Annotated in this window: 10 protein-coding genes and 1 riboswitch; of the genes, 8 read left to right on the top strand and 2 right to left on the bottom strand. The window is 66.5% G+C overall.

The window, feature by feature from the left end; genetic code table 11:
• Positions 1-29: 29 nt before the first annotated feature.
• On the bottom strand, positions 30-743 hold the full coding sequence (pgl, locus tag ACVCMG_RS10005) for a 6-phosphogluconolactonase (protein WP_447114018.1): 714 nt from the start codon (positions 741-743) through the stop codon (positions 30-32).
• 75 nt (positions 744-818) lie between these two features.
• Positions 819-2,282: a glucose-6-phosphate dehydrogenase gene (gene zwf / locus ACVCMG_RS10000; RefSeq protein ID WP_395120872.1), complete on the bottom strand. Its 1,464-nt coding sequence runs from the start codon at positions 2,280-2,282 to the stop codon at positions 819-821.
• Positions 2,283-2,680: 398 nt separating this feature from the next.
• On the opposite strand from zwf, the gene ACVCMG_RS09995 reads away from it, so the two are divergent.
• The 8 genes from ACVCMG_RS09995 (at position 2,681) to ACVCMG_RS09960 (ending at position 20,553) form a co-directional block, all read left to right on the top strand.
• Positions 2,681-3,433 carry a GntR family transcriptional regulator gene (locus ACVCMG_RS09995; RefSeq protein WP_136259285.1) on the top strand — a complete coding sequence of 251 codons (753 nt, stop codon included), beginning with the start codon at positions 2,681-2,683 and terminating at the stop codon, positions 3,431-3,433.
• A gap of 9 nt (positions 3,434-3,442) precedes the next feature.
• Positions 3,443-4,474 carry an SIS domain-containing protein gene (locus tag ACVCMG_RS09990; RefSeq protein ID WP_136259286.1) on the top strand — a complete coding sequence of 344 codons (1,032 nt, stop codon included), beginning with the start codon at positions 3,443-3,445 and terminating at the stop codon, positions 4,472-4,474.
• 187 nt (positions 4,475-4,661) lie between these two features.
• On the top strand, positions 4,662-5,810 hold the full coding sequence (gene nagA / locus ACVCMG_RS09985; protein WP_447114017.1) for an N-acetylglucosamine-6-phosphate deacetylase: 1,149 nt from the start codon (positions 4,662-4,664) through the stop codon (positions 5,808-5,810).
• Between the two features lie 113 nt (positions 5,811-5,923).
• Positions 5,924-6,154: riboswitch (cobalamin riboswitch) on the top strand.
• A gap of 123 nt (positions 6,155-6,277) precedes the next feature.
• A complete protein-coding gene (btuB, locus tag ACVCMG_RS09980; protein ID WP_447114016.1) occupies positions 6,278-8,143 on the top strand; it encodes a TonB-dependent vitamin B12 receptor in 1,866 nt (621 codons plus the stop codon).
• Positions 8,144-8,252: 109 nt separating this feature from the next.
• Positions 8,253-11,417, top strand: coding sequence for an efflux RND transporter permease subunit (locus ACVCMG_RS09975; RefSeq protein ID WP_395120877.1), 3,165 nt, complete (start codon positions 8,253-8,255; stop codon positions 11,415-11,417).
• A 271-nt stretch (positions 11,418-11,688) separates the two neighbouring features.
• Positions 11,689-14,856, top strand: a complete 3,168-nt coding sequence (locus tag ACVCMG_RS09970; RefSeq protein WP_447114015.1) for an efflux RND transporter permease subunit — start codon at positions 11,689-11,691, stop codon at positions 14,854-14,856.
• A gap of 227 nt (positions 14,857-15,083) precedes the next feature.
• Positions 15,084-19,961 carry an RHS repeat-associated core domain-containing protein gene (locus ACVCMG_RS09965; RefSeq protein WP_447114014.1) on the top strand — a complete coding sequence of 1,626 codons (4,878 nt, stop codon included), beginning with the start codon at positions 15,084-15,086 and terminating at the stop codon, positions 19,959-19,961.
• Positions 19,962-19,965: 4 nt separating this feature from the next.
• Positions 19,966-20,553 (top strand): hypothetical protein, encoded by a 588-nt coding sequence (locus ACVCMG_RS09960; protein WP_447114013.1) that lies wholly within the window; start codon positions 19,966-19,968, stop codon positions 20,551-20,553.
• Positions 20,554-20,775 lie beyond the last annotated feature (222 nt).

The following is a 20,775-nucleotide window of genomic DNA, read 5'->3' as shown; positions in this document are numbered from 1 at the left end:
TCTCACCCCTCTCCACTCGTTTCTCGCTCTCAAGGGCACCAGTACACCGCCACCGGCACGCGTTGCTGGGTCAGCACGGCGCGCACCGGATAGTCGCGCGCGGCACCCAGGCCAAGCCGCGCGTCGGCGAGTACGTCGCGCTTCTTCTCGCCGGCCACCAGCAGGTACAACGCGCGTGTGTGCAGCAGCGTGGGCAAGGTCAGCGTGATGCGTGGCTCGTCGGCACCGGGCGCGCGCATCGGCAGTACGCGCATGCTGCCGTGCGGGTCCAGCGCTTCGGCGAGGTGGTCGCCGCCGGGAAAGAACGAAGCGGTGTGGCCGTCGTCACCCATGCCCAGCACCACCGCGTCGAACGGCAGCGGCAACGCGGCGATGCGTGCTTCGGCGCGGGCCAGGCCGGCCTCCGGGCTGGCGTCGCCGGTGTACAGCGGAATGAATGGCGCCGCGGCAGCGGCGTGCTGCAGCAGGTGCGTATGCACCAGTCGCGCGTTGGAGCGCACATCGCTTTCGGGCACCCAGCGTTCGTCGACCAAGGTCACCTGCACCCTGGTCCAGTCCAGTGCCTGGCGCGACAGCTGCTCGAAGAAATCCTTCGGCGTGCTGCCGCCGGAGACCGCCAGCACGGCCTGGCCGCGTTGCGCCAGGCCGTCGCGCAGGCGTTCGGCCACGCGCTCGGCCAGCGCCACGGCTTGCGCCTGGCATCCGGTAAAGCTGTGGGTGGTGACGTTGGTGGGTGGGGACATGGCGGGTTCGATCGGCGGCGAGGTGATGCGTTCCAGTGTGGTTGGGGCGGCGCAGGCAGCAGGTGAAGTGCGCGCCTATTCGTTGTCGTCGTGCCAGGTGCGGCCGTCGCGCTCGATCAGCGCCACCGACGCGCTCGGCCCCCAGCTGCCGGCCGCGTACGGCCGCGGCGCTTCGCCGCTGTCGCTCCACGCGGCCAGGATCGGGCCGGCCCAGCGCCAGGCCGCTTCCACTTCGTCGCGACGCATGAACAAGGTGGGATTGCCGCGCACCACGTCCAGCAGCAGGCGTTCGTAGGCGTCGGGCTGCGACACGCCGAACGCCTCGGCGAAGCTCATGTCCAACGGCACGTGGCGCAGGCGCAGGCCGCCGGGGCCGGGGTGCTTGATGGTCAGCCACAGCTTCACGCCCTCGTCCGGCTGCAGCCGCAGCACCAGCCGGTTCTGCGCCAGCGAGCCGGAGGCGGCGTCGAAGATGGAATGCGGCACCGGCTTGAAGGTCACCGCGATCTCCGACACCCGATGCGCGAGGCGCTTGCCGGTGCGCAGGTAGAACGGCACGCCGGCCCAGCGCCAGTTGCCGATCTCGGCTTTCAGCGCGACGAAGGTCTCGGTATCGGATTTCGCGTTGCCCAGTTCCTCGCCGTAGCCGGGCACGCTGGCGCCCTCGGCCACGCCGGCGCGGTACTGGCCGCGCACGGTGAGCTGGCCGGCGTTGCTCGCGTCGATGGGCTTGAGCGAGTGCAGCACCTTGAGCTTCTCGTCGCGCACCGCGTCCGGCGCCAGCGACGAGGGCGGTTCCATGGCCACCATGCACAGCAGTTGCAGCATGTGGTTCTGCACCATGTCGCGCAGCGCGCCGGCGCGGTCGTAATAGGCGCCGCGGTGGCCCACGCCCAGCGTCTCGGCCACGGTGATCTGCACGTGGTCGATGTGCGCGGAGTTCCACAGCGGCTCGAACAGCGCGTTGCCGAAGCGCAGCACCAGCAGGTTCTGCACCGTCTCCTTGCCGAGGTAGTGGTCGATGCGGAAGGTCTGGGTTTCGTCGAACACCTGGCCGACCGCGTCGTTGATCCGGTTGGCGCTGTCCAGGTCGCGGCCGATGGGCTTCTCCAGCACCACGCGCGACTTGCCCTGGTTCAAGCCGTAATGGCCCAGCCGCTTGCAGATGTCGACGAACAGTTCGGGCGAGGTCGACAGGTAGAACACCCGCACGTGGTCGGGCTCGGCGCCGATGAAGGCGGCGAAATCGTCCCAGCCCTCGTCCTTGCGCGCATCCAGCGGACGGTAGAACACCTGCTGCAGGAACTCGTCCAGCTGGCGGGCATCGCAGATCGCGATCAGCGCCTCGCGCAGTTGCGCGCGATAGCCGGCGTCGTCCAGCGCCTCGCGCGCCACGCCGACGATGCGGCTGCTGGGCGGCAACTGGTGGTCGAGAAAACGGTGGAACAGCGCCGGCAGCAATTTGCGCGCGGCGAGATCGCCGGTGCCGCCGAAGATCACCAGGTCGAATGGCTCGACGGTTTGGGGGGAAGCAGTCACGCGATCACCTCGACTCGATGCCGGCTGGCGGGCCGCGGCCGGATGCCGCTGCCCGGGTTTTTGCCGATGGTACCAGTGAAATACCAGAGCGACTACCCGGTTGCATACGAATTCATCGGCGGCCCCAGCAGAACGATCCGCAGGCAGTCCCGCCACCCCCGTTCTCCCTGAGCGCAGGCCGTTCCCGCAGGCCGTACGCGGGGAGCAGCCAGGGATGGCTGTGCCTTGGGAAGCAAGGAAGTCGAAGGGTCCGGTCACCCGACGATGCACTTCGACCCCGCTCGCCGGCGCGAGCCACGCTCGGTGCGAACGGCTGGGCATGGCCGAGCGTTTGCTGGCGGGCATATCGCACCGTCATGGCTTGCGGCCGGTGGATCGCTATTGGTATGGTGCGCGCCATGGAAACCACCTTGTCCAAGGAATACCGCCGGATCTGCCGCGACCCGGCCAATCACCAGCCGCTGGCCTACCTGCGACTGCGCCAGGCGATCCGCAACGTGGTGCAGCAGCACGACGTCGAGCCGGGCCACGCGCTGCCCAGCGAACGCGACCTGGCGCTGGTGCTGAAGCTCTCGCGGGTCACCGTGCGCAAGGCGATCGCCGGCCTGGTCGAGGAAGGCCTGCTGACCCAGCGCCACGGCGCCGGCACCTTCATCGCCGAGCGCATCGTCAAGCCGATGTCGCGGCTGACCAGTTTCACCGAGGATCTGCGCGAGCGCGGACTGCGCCCGCGTTCGGAGTTCTTCGAGCGGGTGATCGGCGAGGTGACGCCGGAGGAGTCGATGGCGATGAACCTCTCGCCCGGCTCGCTGGTGGTGCGCCTGCATCGCCTGCGCTACGGGCAGGACGAGCCGCTGGCGATCGAGCGCAGCGTGGTGCCGGCCAGCGTGCTGCCCGATCCGATGCTGGTGCGCGACTCGCTGTACGAGGCGCTGGAACAACTCGGCTGCCGCCCGCGCCGCGCGCTGCAGCGCCTGCGCGCGGTGTCGCTGAACGCGCAGCAGGCGCGGCTGCTGCACGTGGCGGTGGGCAGCGCCGGCCTGAACATCGAACGGCGCAGCTTCCTCGACGACGGCCGCGTGGTCGAGTTCACCACCTCCTGGTATCGCGGCGACATCTACGACTTCGTCGCCGAATTGCACACCGACTGAAGGACAAGCATGAACGCCAGCGACACCCTGATGTTCCGCGAAGCGCAGGAATCGGCCGCGGTGGTGGCGCGCCAGCTTGCCGCCAACGAAGCGGTGGTGAGCGCGCTGGCGCAGTCGCTGCGCGAGGCGCCGCCGCGCTTCATCGTCACCTGCGCGCGCGGCAGTTCGGATCACGCCGCGGCCTACGCCAAGTACGTGTTCGAGACGCAGCTGGGCATCGCCACCGCCTCGGCGTCGCCCTCGGTGAGCTCGGTGTATGCCGCCGAGCAGCAGTGGCGGGACGCGCTGTTCATCGCGATTTCGCAATCGGGCAAGAGCCCCGACCTGCTGCGCACCGCGGAGGCGGCGAAACGTGCCGGTGCGCGCGTGGTGGCGCTGGTCAACCTGACCGATTCGCCGCTGGCCGCGCTGGCCGACACCGTGATTCCGCTGCACGCCGGGCCCGAGCGCAGCGTGGCGGCGACCAAGAGCTACCTCGCCGCGCTGGCCGCGGTGCTGCACCTGTGCGCGCGCTGGAGCGGCGACGCCGAACTCGACGCCGCGCTGCCGACCCTGCCCGACGCCTTGCGCAAGAGCTGGGATGCGGACTGGTCCAGCCTCCATGAAGGCCTGGTCGGCGCGCACAACCTGTTCGTGGTCGGCCGCGGCTTCGGCCTCGGCATCGCGCTGGAAGCGGCGCTCAAGTTCAAGGAAACCTGCGGCCTGCACGCGGAGGCGTTCAGCGCGGCCGAGGTGAAGCACGGCCCGATGGCGCTGGTCGGACCGGACTTCCCGGTGCTGTGCTTCGCCCAGGACGACGACACCCTGGCCAGCACGCTGGCGGTGGCGCGCGAGTTCCGCGGCCGCGGCGCGCAGGTCTTCGTTGCCGCGCCGGGCCAGCACGGCCCCGGCACGCTGCCGGTGCCCGGTGGCCTGCCCGCGCTGTGCACGCCGCTGCTGATCATCCAGAGCTTCTACCGCGCCGCCAGCGAGCTTGCGCTGCGCCGCGGTTTCAACCCCGACGTGCCGCCGCATCTGAACAAGGTCACCGAAACCGTCTAGGAGCGAGGAGTGAGTGGCGAGGAGTGAGGAGCGAGAGAAAGCCATGGCGCAGCGGCGCGCTCTGGTTCCGCTTCGGCTCCGACCCCCGCCCTGATTCCTGCTCTTGTTCGGCGCTCTCTCACTCCTCACTCCTCGCCACTCACTCCTCACTCCTCGCCACTCACTTTTCGCCCCTCACTCCCTGCCCATGCCCACCGCGCTCACCCACGCCCGCGTACTCACCCCCGACGGCTGGCGCGACGACCTCGCCGTGTTGTTGGATGGCGAGCGCATCGCCGAGCTGCTGCCGCCATCCGATCCGCGCGTGCGCGATGCGCAGCGGCAGGATCTCGCCGGCGCCATGCTGCTGCCGGGCTTCATCGACGTGCAGGTCAACGGCGGTGGCGGCGTGCTGTTCAACGAGGCACCGACGGTGGAGACGATCCGCCGCATCGGCGCGGCCCACCGGCGCTACGGCACCACCGGTTTCCTGCCGACCCTGATCAGCGATCGGGTCGAGGTGATGCGCGAAGCGCTGGCGGCGGTGGAACAGGCATTGGCCGAAGGCGTGCCGGGCCTGCTCGGCATCCACCTCGAAGGGCCGTACCTGGCGCCCGCCCGCAAGGGCGTGCACGACGCGAAGTACTTCCACGTGCCCGGCGCCGACGAGCTGGCCTTGCTGTGCGCACCCCATCGCGGCATCCGGCTGGTCACGCTGGCGCCGGACCGGGTGCCGCCGGCGAGCATCCGCGCGCTCGCCGCCGCCGGGGTGATCGTCTGCGCCGGCCACACCGCCGCCGACTACGAAACCACCCGCGCCGCACTCGATGCCGGCGTGCGCGGCTTCACGCATTTGTTCAACGCGATGACCCCGTTCGGCAGCCGCGAGCCGGGCGTGGTCGGCGCCGCGCTGGAAGATGCGGCGAGCTGGTGCGGCATCATCGTCGACGGCCACCACGTGCACCCGGCCAGCCTGCGTGTGGCGATCGCCGCCAAGGCCCGCGGCAAGATGCTGCTGGTCACCGACGCGATGCCGCCGGTCGGCGCCGATCGCCCCGACTACGTGCTCAACGGCGAAACCATCACCGTGAAAGACGGCATCTGCCAGACCGCCAGCGGCGTGCTCGCCGGCTCGGCGCTCGACATGGCCGCCGCCGTGCGCAACACCGTGCAGATGCTCGGCCTGCCGCTGGACGAGGCAGTGCGCATGGCCAGCACCTGGCCGGCCGAGTTCCTCGGTCTTGGCGCAAGCCACGGCCGCATCGCGGCCGGCTGCCGCGCCGATCTGGTGGCGATGGACGATGCGTTGCGCGTGCAGCAAAGCTGGATCGGCGGCGAGGAGCGGGGCGAGAAGTGAGTGGAGAGGAGTGAGAGGTGAGAGAGAGCCAGCACCACGCCTCGACCCGCCTTTTCTCGTTTCTCACCCCTCTCCACTCACTCCCGCACCATTGCCCGAATGGGCGTCCGCCGCTACAGTGACGCGGTTCAGGTGTCCCGACGGTTCAACGCCCAAGGGATGAAACGGGAAGCCGGTGCGTGGTGTGCGAACACTGCAAGGCCGGCGCTGCCCCCGCAACGGTAAGCGAAAGACACGAACGGCGAAGGCCACTGTGCGATGCACGGGAAGGCGCCGTTCGCGGCGAGCGGAATCACCGCCCGCCACTCGCGAGCCCGGAGACCGGCCTGGACGCTCCTTGGTGGCTCGCGGTGGGCGAGGCCGGACCACGGCCTGTCTGTCCGTCGTTCCGTCCCCGTTTCTTCGCCCGGCTGCCATTCCCTCTGGACATGCGGCCGTGCGCGGGTGCGCGGCGAAGGAAAACGAAGATGAAGAAGACCTTGCTGGCCAGCTTGCTGCTGGCCTGCGCCACCGGTGCCGGCGCGACCGGGCTGGACCCATCCGGGCAGGACCGCGCCATTTCGCTGGAGCCGGTGATCGTCACCGCCACGCGCACGCCGATCGACATCGGCGACTCGCTGTCGTCGGTGAGCGTGATCAGCCGCGCCGACATCGAGCGGCTGCAGCCGGTGTCGATCGCCGACCTGCTGACCGGCCTGCCCGGCGTGAGCTTCGCCAACGCCGGCGGCTACGGCCAGCAGACTTCGCTGTTCCTGCGCGGCGCCAATTCCACCCACACCCTGCTGCTGGTCGATGGCGTGCGGGTGGCTTCGGTCAGCGCGGGGCTGGCCGCGTTCGAGCAGATTCCGGTGGAGCAGATCGAACGCATCGAGATCGTGCGCGGCCCGCGCTCCAGCCTCTACGGCGCCGATGCGATCGGCGGCGTGATCCAGATCTTCACCCGCCGCGGCTCGCGCGACGGCGGCCTCGAACCGTCGCTGGCGCTCACCGCCGGCACCGACAGGCTGTTGCGCGGCCAGCTCGGGCTGTCCGGCGGCAGCGAACAGGGCTGGTACAACCTGGGCGCGGGCAGCCAGTACACCGGCGGCATCAACACCTGCCGCGTCGGCGCCGCCGCGGCCTTTGCCGGCTGCTTCACCGACGAGCCGGATCGCGATCCGTCGCGCAACAAGAACCTCAGCGCCAGCGGCGGCTACCGCTGGGACAACGGTGCCGAACTGACCGGCACCTGGTTGCGCAGCCTGGGCGAGGCGCATTTCGACGGCAGCTACCAGAACCGCTGGCGCACCGTGCAGCAGGTCGCCGGTTCGACCTTCGGCTTCCGTCCGCTGCAGGCGTGGAAGAGCACGCTCAGCGTGGGCCAGAACCTGGACCGCTACGACAACTACGAGAACGCGAGCTTCGTCGGCTACATCTATTCGCGCCGCAACCAGGCCTCGTGGCAGAACGACATCAACCTGGCCGCGGACCAGCTGCTGACGCTCGGCATCGACTGGCAGGGCGAGCACATCGACAGCGACACCGGCTTTCTCGCCACCCGCCGCCACGACACCGGCGCGTACGCGCAGTACCAGGCCACGTTCGGGCCGAACGAGCTGGCGCTCTCCGCGCGGCGCGACAGGAACAGCCAGTACGGCCACCACGACACCGGCGCACTGGCCTGGGGTTATCACTTCGACAGCGGCGTGAAGCTCACCGCCAGCTACGGCAGCGCCTTCCACGCGCCCACCTTCAACGATCTCTACTACCCCTACGGCAGCGGCAATCCGGACCTGAAACCGGAGACCTCGCGCAGCGCGGAGCTGGGCCTGAGCCGGCAGCACGATGGCTGGAACTGGGCGCTGAACGCCTACCAGACGCGCATCGACCAGCTGATCGCGCTGGACAGCCAGTACTTCCCGCGCAACATCAGCAAGGCGCGCATCCGCGGCGTGGAAGGCCAGTTCGGCGCCCGGCTCGGCGGCTGGCAGCTGCAGAGCTACCTGACATGGCTGCAGCCGCGCAACGAGGATGGCGGCCCGAACGACGGCAACGTGCTGCCGCGCCGCGCCGAGCAGACGGCGCGCATCGACCTGGACCGCCGCTACGGCGCCTTCGGCGTCGGCGCCACGTTCAACGCCGCCGGCCACCGCTATGACGATGCGGCCAACGCACACCGACTGGGCGGTTACGCCACCACCGACCTGCGTGCGAGCTGGCAGTTCGACCGCGCCTGGGAACTGGAGGCGCGCCTGGCCAATGCGTTCGACCGCCACTACGAAACGGTCTGGTACTTCAACCAGCCCGGGCGCGAGCTGCTGCTGACCTTGCGCTACCGCCCCGGCGCGCGTTGATCGGCGGGGTGGCGGGCACTGCCCGCCGCTCCCGCGGCCGCCGGCATGCCGCAGGTCACTGCCGTCGGCCGGACCGGTGCCGTTATGCTTGGGCGACAGGGAGAGCCACGTGAACGCATTCGCACCGATGATCCGCCGCCCGGTCGGCACCTCGCTGCTCGCCATCGGCCTGATGATCGCGGGCGTGTGGGCCTATCTGCTGATCGGCGTGGCGGCGTTCCCGTCGATCGAGTTTCCCGGCGTGGCGGTGGTGGCGGGCATGCCCGGCGCCAGCGCGCAGACCATGGCCACCACGGTGATGGCGCCGCTGGAGCGGCACATCGGGCGCATCCCCGGCGTGCAGTTCATGTTCTCCAGCGCCAGCGAAGGGCGCGCGCAGATCCAGGTGCTGTTCAAGTACGGGCGCTCCACCGATGCGGCTGCGCGCGACGTGCAGGCGGCGCTCAATGCCGCCGCCGCCGACCTGCCGCCGGGGATGCCGGCACCGCCGCAGTACTTCAAGTTCGATACCTCGACCATCCCGGTGCTGCTGGTCACGCTGACTTCCAGCAGCCTGCCGCCGGACCGCCTCTACGACCTCACCGACACCCTGCTCAAGCCCGCGGTGGCGCAGATCCCCGGCGTGGCCCAGGTGCAGGTCGGCGGCGGCACCCCGCACGCGGTGCGCATCGCGCTGAACGCCAACGCGCTGGCGATCAAGGGCATCACCACCAACCAGGTCGCCAACGCGCTGCGCGCGGCCAACGTCACCTCGCCGCAGGGCATCCTCAGCGACGGCGTCAGCCAGATGACGGTGACCGCCAACGACGCGCTGCACACGCCGGCGGATTTCGCCAGCCTGGTGATCGCCAGCAACAACGGCGTGCCGGTCCGGCTGGCCGACGTGGCCACGGTGAGCGGCGGGCAGCAGGACCAGTACGCCGCGGCCTGGTTCAACGGCACCCGCGCGGTGACCCTGCAGATCAGCAAGCGTCCGGACGCCAACGCGATCGCCGTGGTCAAGGCGATCCGCGCGGCGCTGCCCGGGCTCAGCCACGTGTTGCCCGCCGACGTGAAGATCACCCCGATCTTCGACCTCACCCCGACGACAGAATCGGCGCTGCACGAGGTCGAGGTGGCGCTGGGCATGAGCATCGTGATGGTGGCGCTGGTGATGCTGCTGTTCCTGCGCCGGCTGCGGCCGACCCTGATCGCCATGCTCAGCGTGCCGCTGTCGCTGGCCGGCGCGCTGATCGTGATGTGGATGCTCGGCTTCACCCTGAACATCTTCTCGCTGGTGGCGCTGGTGCTGTGCGTGGGTTTCGTGGTGGACGACGCGATCGTGGTGATCGAGAACATCGTGCGCCACATCGAGCAGGGCATGGCGCCGCTGCAGGCGGCGCTGACCGGCGTGCGCGAGATCGGTTTCACGGTGGTGTCGATCACGCTGTCGCTGATCGCCGTGTTCGGGCCGATGGTGTTCGGCGACAACATGTTCACCATGCTGATGCGCGAGTTCGCGGTGACCCTGGTCGCCACCATCGTGATCTCCGCGGTGGTCTCGCTCACCCTCACCCCAGCCCTGTGCGGGCGCAGCCTGGTGCACGAGCCGGAGGGCAGCCGCACGCCCGGGCGGCTGGAGCGGCTGGCCGAGCGCTTCGATGGCTGGCTGCTCGCGCAGTACCGGCGCGCGCTGGACTGGTCGATGCGCCATCGCCGCCTGATGCGCTGGCAGCCCGCCGTGCTGCTCGTGCTCACCGGCGTGCTGGCGGTGCTGGTGGTGATGACCGCCGGCGGCGGCCTGATGCCGAAGGAGGACACCGGCCTGGTGCAGGTGCAGATCACTGCCGGCCCGAACATCTCGCCGACCCGGCTGACCACGCGCTCACGCGAGGTGGCCGCGGTGTTCCAGGCCGACCCGGCGGTGCTGGACGTATCCACCATCGTCAACGGCGGCAACGGCGCGCACCTGTTCGTCGACCTCAAGCCGCTGGGCGATCGGCCGGACGATCGCCACGTCACGGTGCAGCAGGTGGTCGACCGCCTCGCCGCCCACTTCAAGGGCGTCACCGACCTCGACGTGGCGGTGTCCGCGGTGCAGTTCTTCGGTGGTGGCGGTGGCGGCGGCCTGGGCGGCGGCAATGTCGGGCGCTACTCGTTCCAGCTCGACAGCCTGGACGGCACGCCGCTGCAGGAACCCACCCTGCATCTCGAACACGTCATGCGCGGCATGAAGCAGTTCAAGGATGTCACCAGCAGCTTCGACGGCATCGGCACCCAGCAGATGGTGCAGGTCGACCGCGCCGCCGCCGCGCGGCTGCAGGTGAGCATGGGTCAGATCGACTCGGCGCTGTACAACGCGTTCGGGCAGAACCAGATCTCCACCATCTATTCGGACATCAACCAGTACCGCGTGGTGCTGACCGCCGACCGCGGCGACGAGCTGAGCCCGCAGGGATTGCTCGGCACCTATGTGCGCAGCAGCCGCGGCGAGATGATCCCGCTCTCCGCGCTGGCCACGATCCAGCCGCACCTGGCACCGGCCACGGTCAGCCACTTCAACCAGCTCGAATCGGCCTCGATCAACTACAACCTGGCCGAGGGCATCACCCCGGCGGAAGGCCTGAAGCTGGTCGACCAGGCGATCTTCGCCGCCGCGCTGCCGAACGGCATCCAGCGCAAGTACACCGGCGAGAACCAGAACCTGGTCGACGCGCTGAGCGACGTGCTGTTGCTGCTGCTGGCGGTGATCCTGGTGATGTACGTGGTGCTGGGCGTGCTGTACGAGAGCCTGATCCACCCGCTGACCATCCTCTCCACCCTGCCCGCCGCCGGCATGGGGGCGTTCCTCGCCATGCTGGTGACCCACACCCAGCTGACCCTGATGTCGGTGATCGCGGTGCTGATGCTGATCGGCATCGTCAAGAAGAACGCGATCCTGATGGTCGATTTCGCCCTGGTCGCCGAACGCGAGCGCGGCCTGTCGCCGCCCGAGGCCATCCGCGAGGCCGCGCTGGTGCGCTTCCGCCCGATCACCATGACCACCCTGGTGGCGATGGGCGCGGCGCTGCCGCTGGCGGTGGGCTTCGGCTACGGCTCGGAGCTGCGCCAGCCGCTGGGCATCGCGATCCTCGGCGGCCTGCTGGTGTCGCAGCTGCTGACCCTGTTGAGCACGCCGGCGATCTACCTGTGGCAGCACGACCACCGCGAGCGCAAGGCGGTGCAGAAGCGCATCCGCGAGGAATTCCGCCGTGGCCGCGGCGTGCCCCCGCCGATGCCGGTGTTGCCCAAATAACCGGGATTCGGCCATTCGACAAGCTCAGGACGGTGAATCCGGGATCCGCGACGAGCTGGTGGGCGCTCCCCGCCCTGCCCGCGGCTCTCCCGAAACCCGTCGCCCAAACCCCCTGCCTTCCGGCACGGTGCGTACTTCAGGCACATACGCCTCCGGATGCCCGGTGGCATAAAGCCGCCATGAAAGGAACTCCGCTGCCCACTGCTGGTCTTGCGTACTTGGCGCACGCGTGCGCCGTGCGCCGCTCCGCTTCCTCGCCGCGGGTATTCGCGTGAACGTGTTCGCCCCGTTGATCCGCCGCCCGGCCGGCACCTCGCTGCTTGCCGTCGGCTTGGTGCTGGCCGGGCTGTGGGCTTACCTGTTGCTCGGCGTGGCGGCGCTGCCCTCGCTGGACTTCCCCGGTGTCTACGTGGTGGCGAACATGCCCGGCGCCAGCGCGCAGACCATGGCCAACACGGTGATGGCGCCGCTGGAACGCCATCTTGGCCAGATCCCCGGCATCGACGACATGTACGGCAACGCCAACGAAGGCGCGGTGGGGATCGGCGTGCGCTTCAACTTCAGCCGCACCGCCGACAGCGCCGCGCGGGACGTGCAGGCGGCGCTGAATGCCGCGGCGGCCGACCTGCCCGCGGGCATGCCTTCGCCCCCGCAGTACTTCAAGTTCGATACCTCGCAGATCCCGATCCTCTTCATCACGCTGACCTCCGAGGGCATGCCGCAGGACAAGCTGTTCGACCTGGCCGACACTTTGCTGAAACCCGCCGTCGCGCAGATCGACGGCGTGGCCCAGGTGCAGGTGTTCGGCGGCACGCCGCACGCGGTGCGCATCGACCTGGACAACCGCGCGCTGGCCGCCAAGGATCTCACCGCCAACGACGTCGCCAACGCGTTGCGCGCAGCCAACGTCAACTCGCCGCAGGGCATCATCAGCGACGGTCGAACGCAGATGACGGTGAGCGCCAACGACGGCCTGCGCGAGCCGGCCCAGTTCGCCGACCTGCTGATCGCCGAGCGCAACGGCGCGCCGGTGCGGCTGTCCGACGTGGCGCATGTCTACTCCGGCCAGCAGGATCAATACCAGGCGGCGTGGTTCAACGGCGCGCGCACGGTCGGCCTGCAGATCACCAAGCGGCCGGAGGCGAACGCGGTGGCCACGGTGGCGGCGATCCGCGCGCGCCTGCCGCAACTGGCGGCCTCGCTGCCCTCTGATGTGAACATGCTGCCGGTGTTCGACCTCACCCAGACCACGCAATCGGCGCTGCACGAGGTGAAGGTCGCGTTGCTGATCTCGATCGCGATGGTGGCGCTGGTGATGCTGGTGTTCCTGCGCCGGCTGCGGCCGACCCTGATCGCCATGCTCAGCGTGCCGCTGTCGCTGGCCGGCGCGTTCGTGGTGATGTGGATGCTCGGCTACACGCTCAACACCTTGTCGCTGGTGGCGCTGGTGCTGTGCATCGGTTTCGTGGTGGACGATGCGATCGTGGTGATCGAGAACATCGTGCGCCACATGGAGCAGGGCATGGCCCCGCTGCCGGCGGCGTTGACCGGCGTGCGCGAGATCGGTTTCACCGTGGTATCGATCACGCTGTCGCTGGTGGCGGTGTTCGCGCCGCTGCTGTTCGGCAACAACATGCTGATCATGCTGCTGCGCGAGTTCTCGGTGACGCTCACCGCCGCGGTGGTGATCTCGGCGATCGTCTCGCTCACCCTCACGCCTGCGCTGTGCGGCCACCTGCTCAAGCACGAGCCGGTGCCGGCGCCCCCGCCGGGGCGCATCGAGCGGGCAGTGGAGCGTTTCGATCGCGGCCTGCTGCGGATGTACGAAAGCGCGCTGGACTGGGCCATGCGCCATCGCCGGCTGATGCGCTGGCAGCCGCTGCTGCTGCTGTTCCTCACCTTCGCGCTGGGCGCGGCGGTGGTGAAGACCGCCGGCGGCACCTTCATGCCCGACGAGGACACCGGCCAGCTGCAGGTGGAGATCGACGCCGACGCGAACATCTCGCCCACCGTGCTGGCCGACCGCGCGCGGCAGGTGCAGAAGATCATGCAGGCCGACCCTGCCGTGCTCGACCAGCTGACCCTGCTCGGCGGCAACGGTGCCGGCGGCGCGGTAGGCAACAGCGCGCAGATGTTCGTCGACCTCAAGCCGCGCGGCGATGGCCCTGGCGAGCGCGATGAAGGCATCAAGGCGGTGATCGAGCGCCTGTCGAAACAGTACGACCGCCTGCCCGACGTCAAGGTGTCGGTCAGTGCCTCGCAATTCCTCGGCGGCGGCGGCAGCGGCGACCGCGGCGGCCAGTACGAGTTCCAGCTCACCAGCACCCAGGGCAGCGACCTGCAGCCGTGGGCGTTGAAGATGGTGCGCCAGTTGCGCACGCTGAAGGAGTTCCGCGACGTCAGCAGCCCGTTCGACCAGGTCGGCAAGCAGCAGCAGCTGCGCATCGACCGCGAGGCCGCCGCGCGGCTGCACGTCAGCGTGGGCGCCATCGACACCGCGCTGTTCAGCGCGTTCGGCCAGCGCCAGGTGTCGCAGATCTACTCCGACATCAACCAGTACGCGGTGGTGCTCAACGCCAGCCCGAACGAGAACCTGAGCCCGCAGTCGCTGCTGAACATCCGCGTGCGCAGCGAGCAGGGCAAGATGATTCCGCTTTCCGCGCTGGCCACCATGGAGCCGACGATCAGCCCGCTGCGCGTGCGCCACCACAACCAGCTGCAGGCGGTGACCATCAGCTACAACCTGGCCAAGGACGTCACCCAGGATCGCGGCGTGGCGCTGGTCGACCAGGCCGCCTTCGCGCTGCACCTGCCGGACGGCGTCAAGGTGGAATACACCGGCGCCAACCAGCGCCTCAAGCAGGCGCAATCGAACGGCATGGTGCTGCTGCTCGGCTCGATCCTGGCCATGTACATCGTGCTGGGCATCCTCTACGAAAGCCTGGGCCACCCGCTGACCATCCTCTCCACCCTGCCCGCCGCCGGCGCCGGCGCGTTCCTGGCGATGCTGGTCACGCAGACGCAGCTGTCGCTGATGGCGATCATCGCGATCCTGATGCTGATCGGCATCGTCAAGAAAAACGCGATCCTGATGGTCGACTTCGCCCTGGTGCGCGAGCGCGAGCACGGCATGTCCGCGCCCGATGCCATTCGCGAAGCCGCACTGGTCCGCTTCCGCCCGATCACCATGACCACCCTGGTGGCGATGGGCGCGGCGATGCCGCTGGCGATCGGCTTCGGCATCGGCTCCGAAATGCGCCAGCCGCTCGGCATCGCCATCGTCGGCGGCCTGCTGGTCTCGCAACTGCTGACCCTGCTCAGCACCCCGGCGATCTACCTGTGGAATCACGACCGCAAGATCCGCAAGGCGGCGCGACGCGAACGTCGCGCCGAAAAGAAGCGGGTCCGGGCACTGGGCAAAGCACAGGTGGTTTCGTAACGACGGCGTTCGGAGAGTTGCGGCACGTCGTATGCGTCCCACGGGTTGCCTCAGCTTCGAGACAGGGGAGGCCAAGTCCGAAACGTCGGATCTTGCACCAGCTATCCGCTTGACGCGATCCCTACTCGGGCGTGAAAGCACGCGAAGCACCGTCCATGGCGACGCGCCAGGCACGGCATGTGTGCAGGAGTGATTTCCGCGGGGGCGGATCAAGGATCGGGGGAATTATGGCAACGAAAGTGCTCGGGCAAACGGATCGGTTTGCCACTCGGCTGCTGCTCAGCCTCATGGTTCTGCTGGCACCTCTCTGCATCGCGCCTGTCGCGCAGGCGCAGGTCGGCCCGGGAGATGGCGGCGGCGGTTCGGGCGCGGGCGGCATACCAACCTGGGTCGAATACAGCAAGCGGCTTGACGCCACCCAGCACATTTCGGCGCTGGAAAACGGTTTTTCCGGCGAACACGTCAGCCTGTCCAACGGCGCAACTTCATTTTCCGTCACTGATATCGACGTGCCGGGCAATTTTCCCTTGCCGGTGCAACTCGTCCGCGGGTTGGCCATTGAGTTGCAACCGCAGGACGGTATCCAAGCCTACGATGCTCTGCTTCGCGGCGCCGGCAATTGGGACATCGAAGTGCCCTTCATGGCGGCGACCTACCCCGCCGCCTCGGGGTGGAATGCGCAACGATGCTCTCAGGGCAGCGTGCCCAGCATCTCGTTTGGCCCCAACGGTGCGTTTTCGCGTGGCGAAGTTTGGCAGGGGATTGCCATCCACGTTCCGGGGCGCGGGGATGCCACCGCCCTGGGATTGGACTCGTCATCCCCGGTGCCTTCCAGCGGCGGGCCGTATCGCTTGACCACGGCCGAACGCGACATGTTCGACTGCATCGCGATGAAAAGCGGGCTTTCCGGCGAAGGCTTCCGGATGACCACGAGCGCTGGCGTGCGCTACTACTTTGATGTCGGCGTGAGCCGCACCGCGTCGAAGCTGGCCACGTCGATCGTGCCAAGCCAGGGCGAGCTTCCCGTCATGGTTTATCTGGCGCGCAACCGCTATTACCTGCTTGCCAGCAAGATCGAGGACCGGTTTGGCAACACCGTGCAATTCCAGTACGACGCCAACGGCCACCCGACCCGCATCTGGGCCAGCGACGGACGCGAGATCACGCTTCTGTACAGCAATGGCCGGCTGTCCTCGGCGTCCAGTCACGGCCGTACGTGGCAGTACCAGTACAACGCGGCTGGCAATTTGACAAATGTCGTGTTGCCGGACGCCAGCCGCTGGCAATACGCTTACACCGGCTCGCTCACACCGCCATCGCCGCCGCCCATCGAAAACCTCACGTTGCCTTGGTGCCAAGGCACCCCGGCCATCATCGGCGAGACGTACACCCTTGCGGCGACCCATCCGAGTGGCGCTACGGCAAGTTTCCACTTCGAAAACCGCCGGCACTACCGCAGTGGGGTGCATGCCAGCGAGTGCATGCAACTGGGGCCGCCCGACGCCCCCGATTACAAGTTGCTCGTACCGTACTTTTTCGACGTCATGAGCCTGACCGAGAAGTCGCTGAATGGGCCGGGCATGGCTGGCGCTACATGGGACTACGCCTACGACTCTGGCGGCAGTCTTGAACACCTGTGGGGTTCCCATACCGAGCCGGCGAACTACCCGTGCACGACGTGCCGGCAGTACAAGACCAACACCGTCACCAATCCGGATCGCAGCCAGCAGCGCTACCGCTTCGGCATCGTGTACGCGCTCAATGATGGCCGGCTGCTGCAGCAGGAAACCGTGCGCACCGACGGCAGCGTCATCCGCACTGAGGTGAACCAGTATCTTTCCGAGTCCGCAGCCGCCAGCCAGCCGTTCTACGCGCAGTACGGCTACGTGCTGGGCAACGTGGCGGACCCGCTGACGGCGCGGATCAGGCCCACCACCAGCACCGTCATCACGCAGGACGGCGCGACATTTACCACTACCACCAACACCTTCGACACTTACGCGCGGGCCATCAAGCAAACCGAAGCCAGCAGCCTGGGATATAGCAGGATCAGCCAGACGGCCTACTACGACAACACCAGCAAGTGGGTCCTGGGCCAGGTGGCGCAAGGCAAGATCGGCAGTGTCACGGCGTCCTCGACGACGTTTGACCCCAATACCGCGTTGCCGCTGACATATTCGGCATTCGGCAAGTTGAAGCAGACGATCACATGGAATGGCGACGGCACGATCGCCACTGTCAAGGACGGCAACAACAACGTCACTACGGCTTCGAGCTGGAAGCGCGGCATTCCGCAGATTATCGGATACCCCGATGGCACCAGCGAATCGGCCAGCGTCAGTGATGCCGGCTGGATCGCCTGGGTCAAGGACCAGAAAGGCTACACCACCAGCTACGGCTACAACGCCATGGGCCGGCTGGCCAGTATCAGCTACCCGACCGGCGACGACGTGGCGTGGAATCAGACGTTGCTGTCCTTCGCGCGGATGGGCAGCAGTGAATACGGCATCCCGGCGGGCCACTGGAAACAGACCGTCCACACCGGGAACGGCTACACCGTCACCTACTTCGACGGCATGTGGCGTCCGCTGGTCACCGAGCAGTACGACAGCGCGAACAAGGCTTCCACTCTCAGTCAGACGGTGCAGCGCTACGACTCGACCGGGCGCAAGGTGTTCACCTCCTATCCGATCAACAACGTCGCCAGCTACGCTACGGTCAACTCGGGAAGCCATACCAGCTACGACGCGCTGAGTCGAGCAACCCAAGTCACACAGGATTCGGAGCTGGGCTTGCTTGCGACAACCACGGCTTACCTGTCGGGCTTCAAGACCGTGGTCACGGATCCCAAAGGCAACGTGACGACCACCGCCTACATGGCGTTTGGTCAACCCACGACCGATTGGCCCGTCCGTGTCGACGCTCCCGCCGGCGTCACCCAGGTGGTGAGTCGCGATGCCTTCGGCAAGCCGCTGAACATTGCCCAGTCGGGAAGTTTCGGCGGTTATACCGCGGCGCTGACCAAGACCTTCGTCTACGACGGTTACCAGCGGCTGTGCCGATTCTGGGAACCGGAAAGCGGAAGCACCGTGCTTGACTACGACAACGCCGGCAACGTGGTCTGGCGCGCGCAGGGGCAGGCGATCACTGGCGGCTGCGGACAGGATCAGGTCAGCGCGGGTAGCAAGATCAGCTACACCTACGATGTGATGAATCGTCTCACGGCCGTGACGACGCCCGCCGGCACCGACGACCGCAGCTTTACCTACGACGCCAACGGCAACCGGATCACCGACAGCACCACGCAAATGGGCGCCGTGAACTACTACAACCGGCGCGACATGCCCACGGGGCGGCTCATCGGGATCGACGGGCATTTCTGGGGCACTGGCGATCAGTACGACGCCAACGGCCATCTCGCATCCACGACCTACCCCGACGGACGCGTCGTGGCCTACGCCCCCGACGCATTGGGCCGCGCTCATCAGGCTGGCAGCTACGCCAGCAATGTCGGCTATTTCCCGGATGGGGGCGTGGAGAGCTATACCCTGGGGAATGGCATCTCCCGGTTGTCCGATCGCAACGCGCGACAACTGCCCTCCAACCTTACCTACGCCAAAGGCGGCGGCCTGCTCTACAGCCAGGATTTCAGCTACGACGCCAACGCCAACCTCACTACCGTCAACGGCCTGGTCGACAACAGGGACAGCGCCACCTACGGCTACGACGCACTCAACCGGCTGACATCCGCCAGCGCGCCGCTGCAGTGGGGGAGCGAAAGCTACGCCTATGACACGTTGAACAACCTGCGGCGGCGCACGGTCAACGGCACTGCACTAAGCTTGAACGTGGACAGCGCCAACCGATTGATCAGCTCCACGATCGGCGCCAGTCTTTCCGCCGCATACCAGAACGATGCCCGCGGCAATCGCGTCAGCATGACCTCCGGAGGCACGACCACCGCCTATACCTTCGACACCCTGAATCAGCTGGTCGAGGTTCCCGGTCTGGCGAACTATGCCTACGACGCCAACGGCCGGCGCGTGCGTCGCACGCTGCAGGGCGGCGCACCGAAATACAGCTTCTACAGCGTCAGCGGCAAGTTGATGTTCACCTACGACGTCGCCACGGCACAGGGCACCGACTACATCTATCTGGGCGGAACGCTAATTGCCAGTCACGGAGTCGCTGCCAGCTATATCCTGACCGACCGCTTGGGCAGCCGGGCGCGCGAGGCTGATGCCAGCGGTAACATTGTCGCCAGCTTCAGCTACCAGCCCTACGGCGGCATTTTCGCTGGTCCGATGCGCAATGAACCGGAGTTCATCGGGCATGTGTATGACCCCGGGACGGGGCTGACGTACATGCAGGCGCGGTATTACGATTCGGGGACGGGGCGGTTTTTGAGTGTGGATCCGGTGGGGCCCGTGTCGGGGAATGTGTTCAATTTCAATAGATTCGGATACGCCAACAATAGCCCAATCGTGAATATTGATCCGGATGGGAGGCTCACCGGGTCGCTCCTGCATCCCCATGAGGCAGGTGTTGTTGGGCCTGGGTATACCGTGCTCGTGAATCCAAGTTCTGGAGGTGGCTCTTCGCGGCAACAAGTGAATCAAGTAAATATTCTAGGAGGGAAGGTCGGAGTGTCCTACAGTGATGGTGTCTCTGACTCTGATAGGGTTATCACTGGAAAATCGATTCAGGGTGCGAGCAACCTAATAAATTCCCATTCTTCGTCCCTCTCGGGACGAGAGAAGGCGGCCATCGAAAGAATCCGTCAAGTAAAAGTTACCGGTGATAAGACATATCTAGGGGCGGTCAGCGGAGATATTATGTCACTTTCGGCATCCTACATAAAAGATATTTCTGAGGCCTGGCTGGCCTCATTATTCGGGCATGAAGGGCAGCATATATTAAACGCTGGCCAGTACTGGGGTGATAACCAATGGATGAATGAGCAGTCCGCTGGCGCGACCCAGTTGAGTATCGGACGTAAATTAGGGTTTACAAGGGAAGAGGTTCGGTATTTAGAAAAATGGATCGACCCCATAGGTAACGAGAAAGGCATGCAAAGCCACATGGAACAAGGTTATGGGCATTAATCACATGAACAAGTTTCGTTTGATAAAGACGGTACCAACGGCGTTTTTTTTGGCGTTAGCAATCATGTCGCCTTTCGTTTTCGCGAGAGACACTTTTTGCCCTGATAGTGATTCGAAGGATTTGCCAACGCTTGAGAGTGTCGACGTACTGCTATTAACGAATAAAGAAAAATTTAAGCTAGACGATATTGTAACTATTTACGCGGCTGTCCTGAATGATGGAGAGCATCCGGTTTATGTTTACCGAAAAATGGCTTGGGGTTACGGTGGCGGATTTATCCTTGAAGTAAATGATGACTTTGGAGGAAGGGTCTCTCCAAAGACCATGGATGATACCATGCTTCCACCCCCCCGGAATTTTGCCAGTAAAGACATTTTTGTAGAGTTAAGGAGCGGTAACTTTATAGGTTTGACTAGGGTGATAAAAATAAAAGATCTAGTGCATGCCGCTGGTAATTATACGTTACGGGTAATATACAGAAGCCCTCTTTCGTGTTCCATATTGGATAAAAAATTACAGTTGCTACCCGCATTGTGGCATGAAGATAGACCTATCTCATCATCGGGAATTTCGATTAAGGTGGTTAAATGAGTAATAACATCTAAGCCGAGCCCGGATTTGATGTCCCGCCCTATCCGTATCGAATTTGCCGGCGCGCTGTACCACGTGATGGCGCGCGGTGATGATCGCCGATCGATTTTCCTATGCGACGAGGACCGCCAAACGTTCTGCACGGGTCTGGCGCGCGCCAGCGAGCGTTCCGCGTGGCGATGGTGGGCGTATTGCCGATGGACAATCATTACCACTTGCTCG

It is taken from the genome of Rhodanobacter sp. UC4451_H18 (assembly GCF_052978225.1).
This window is presented reverse-complemented; position numbering and strand designations above follow the sequence as displayed.

What these genes read in the sequence shown, in the direction of transcription:
- pgl (WP_447114018.1), bottom strand. Translation starts at nt 743, where the DNA reads ATGTCCCCACCCACCAACGTCACCACCCACAGCTTTACCGGATGCCAG.
- ACVCMG_RS09995 (WP_136259285.1), top strand. Translation starts at nt 2,681, where the DNA reads ATGGAAACCACCTTGTCCAAGGAATACCGCCGGATCTGCCGCGACCCG.
- ACVCMG_RS09990 (WP_136259286.1), top strand. Translation starts at nt 3,443, where the DNA reads ATGAACGCCAGCGACACCCTGATGTTCCGCGAAGCGCAGGAATCGGCC.
- nagA (WP_447114017.1), top strand. Translation starts at nt 4,662, where the DNA reads ATGCCCACCGCGCTCACCCACGCCCGCGTACTCACCCCCGACGGCTGG.
- btuB (WP_447114016.1), top strand. Translation starts at nt 6,278, where the DNA reads ATGAAGAAGACCTTGCTGGCCAGCTTGCTGCTGGCCTGCGCCACCGGT.
- ACVCMG_RS09965 (WP_447114014.1), top strand. Translation starts at nt 15,084, where the DNA reads ATGGCAACGAAAGTGCTCGGGCAAACGGATCGGTTTGCCACTCGGCTG.
- ACVCMG_RS09960 (WP_447114013.1), top strand. Translation starts at nt 19,966, where the DNA reads ATGAACAAGTTTCGTTTGATAAAGACGGTACCAACGGCGTTTTTTTTG.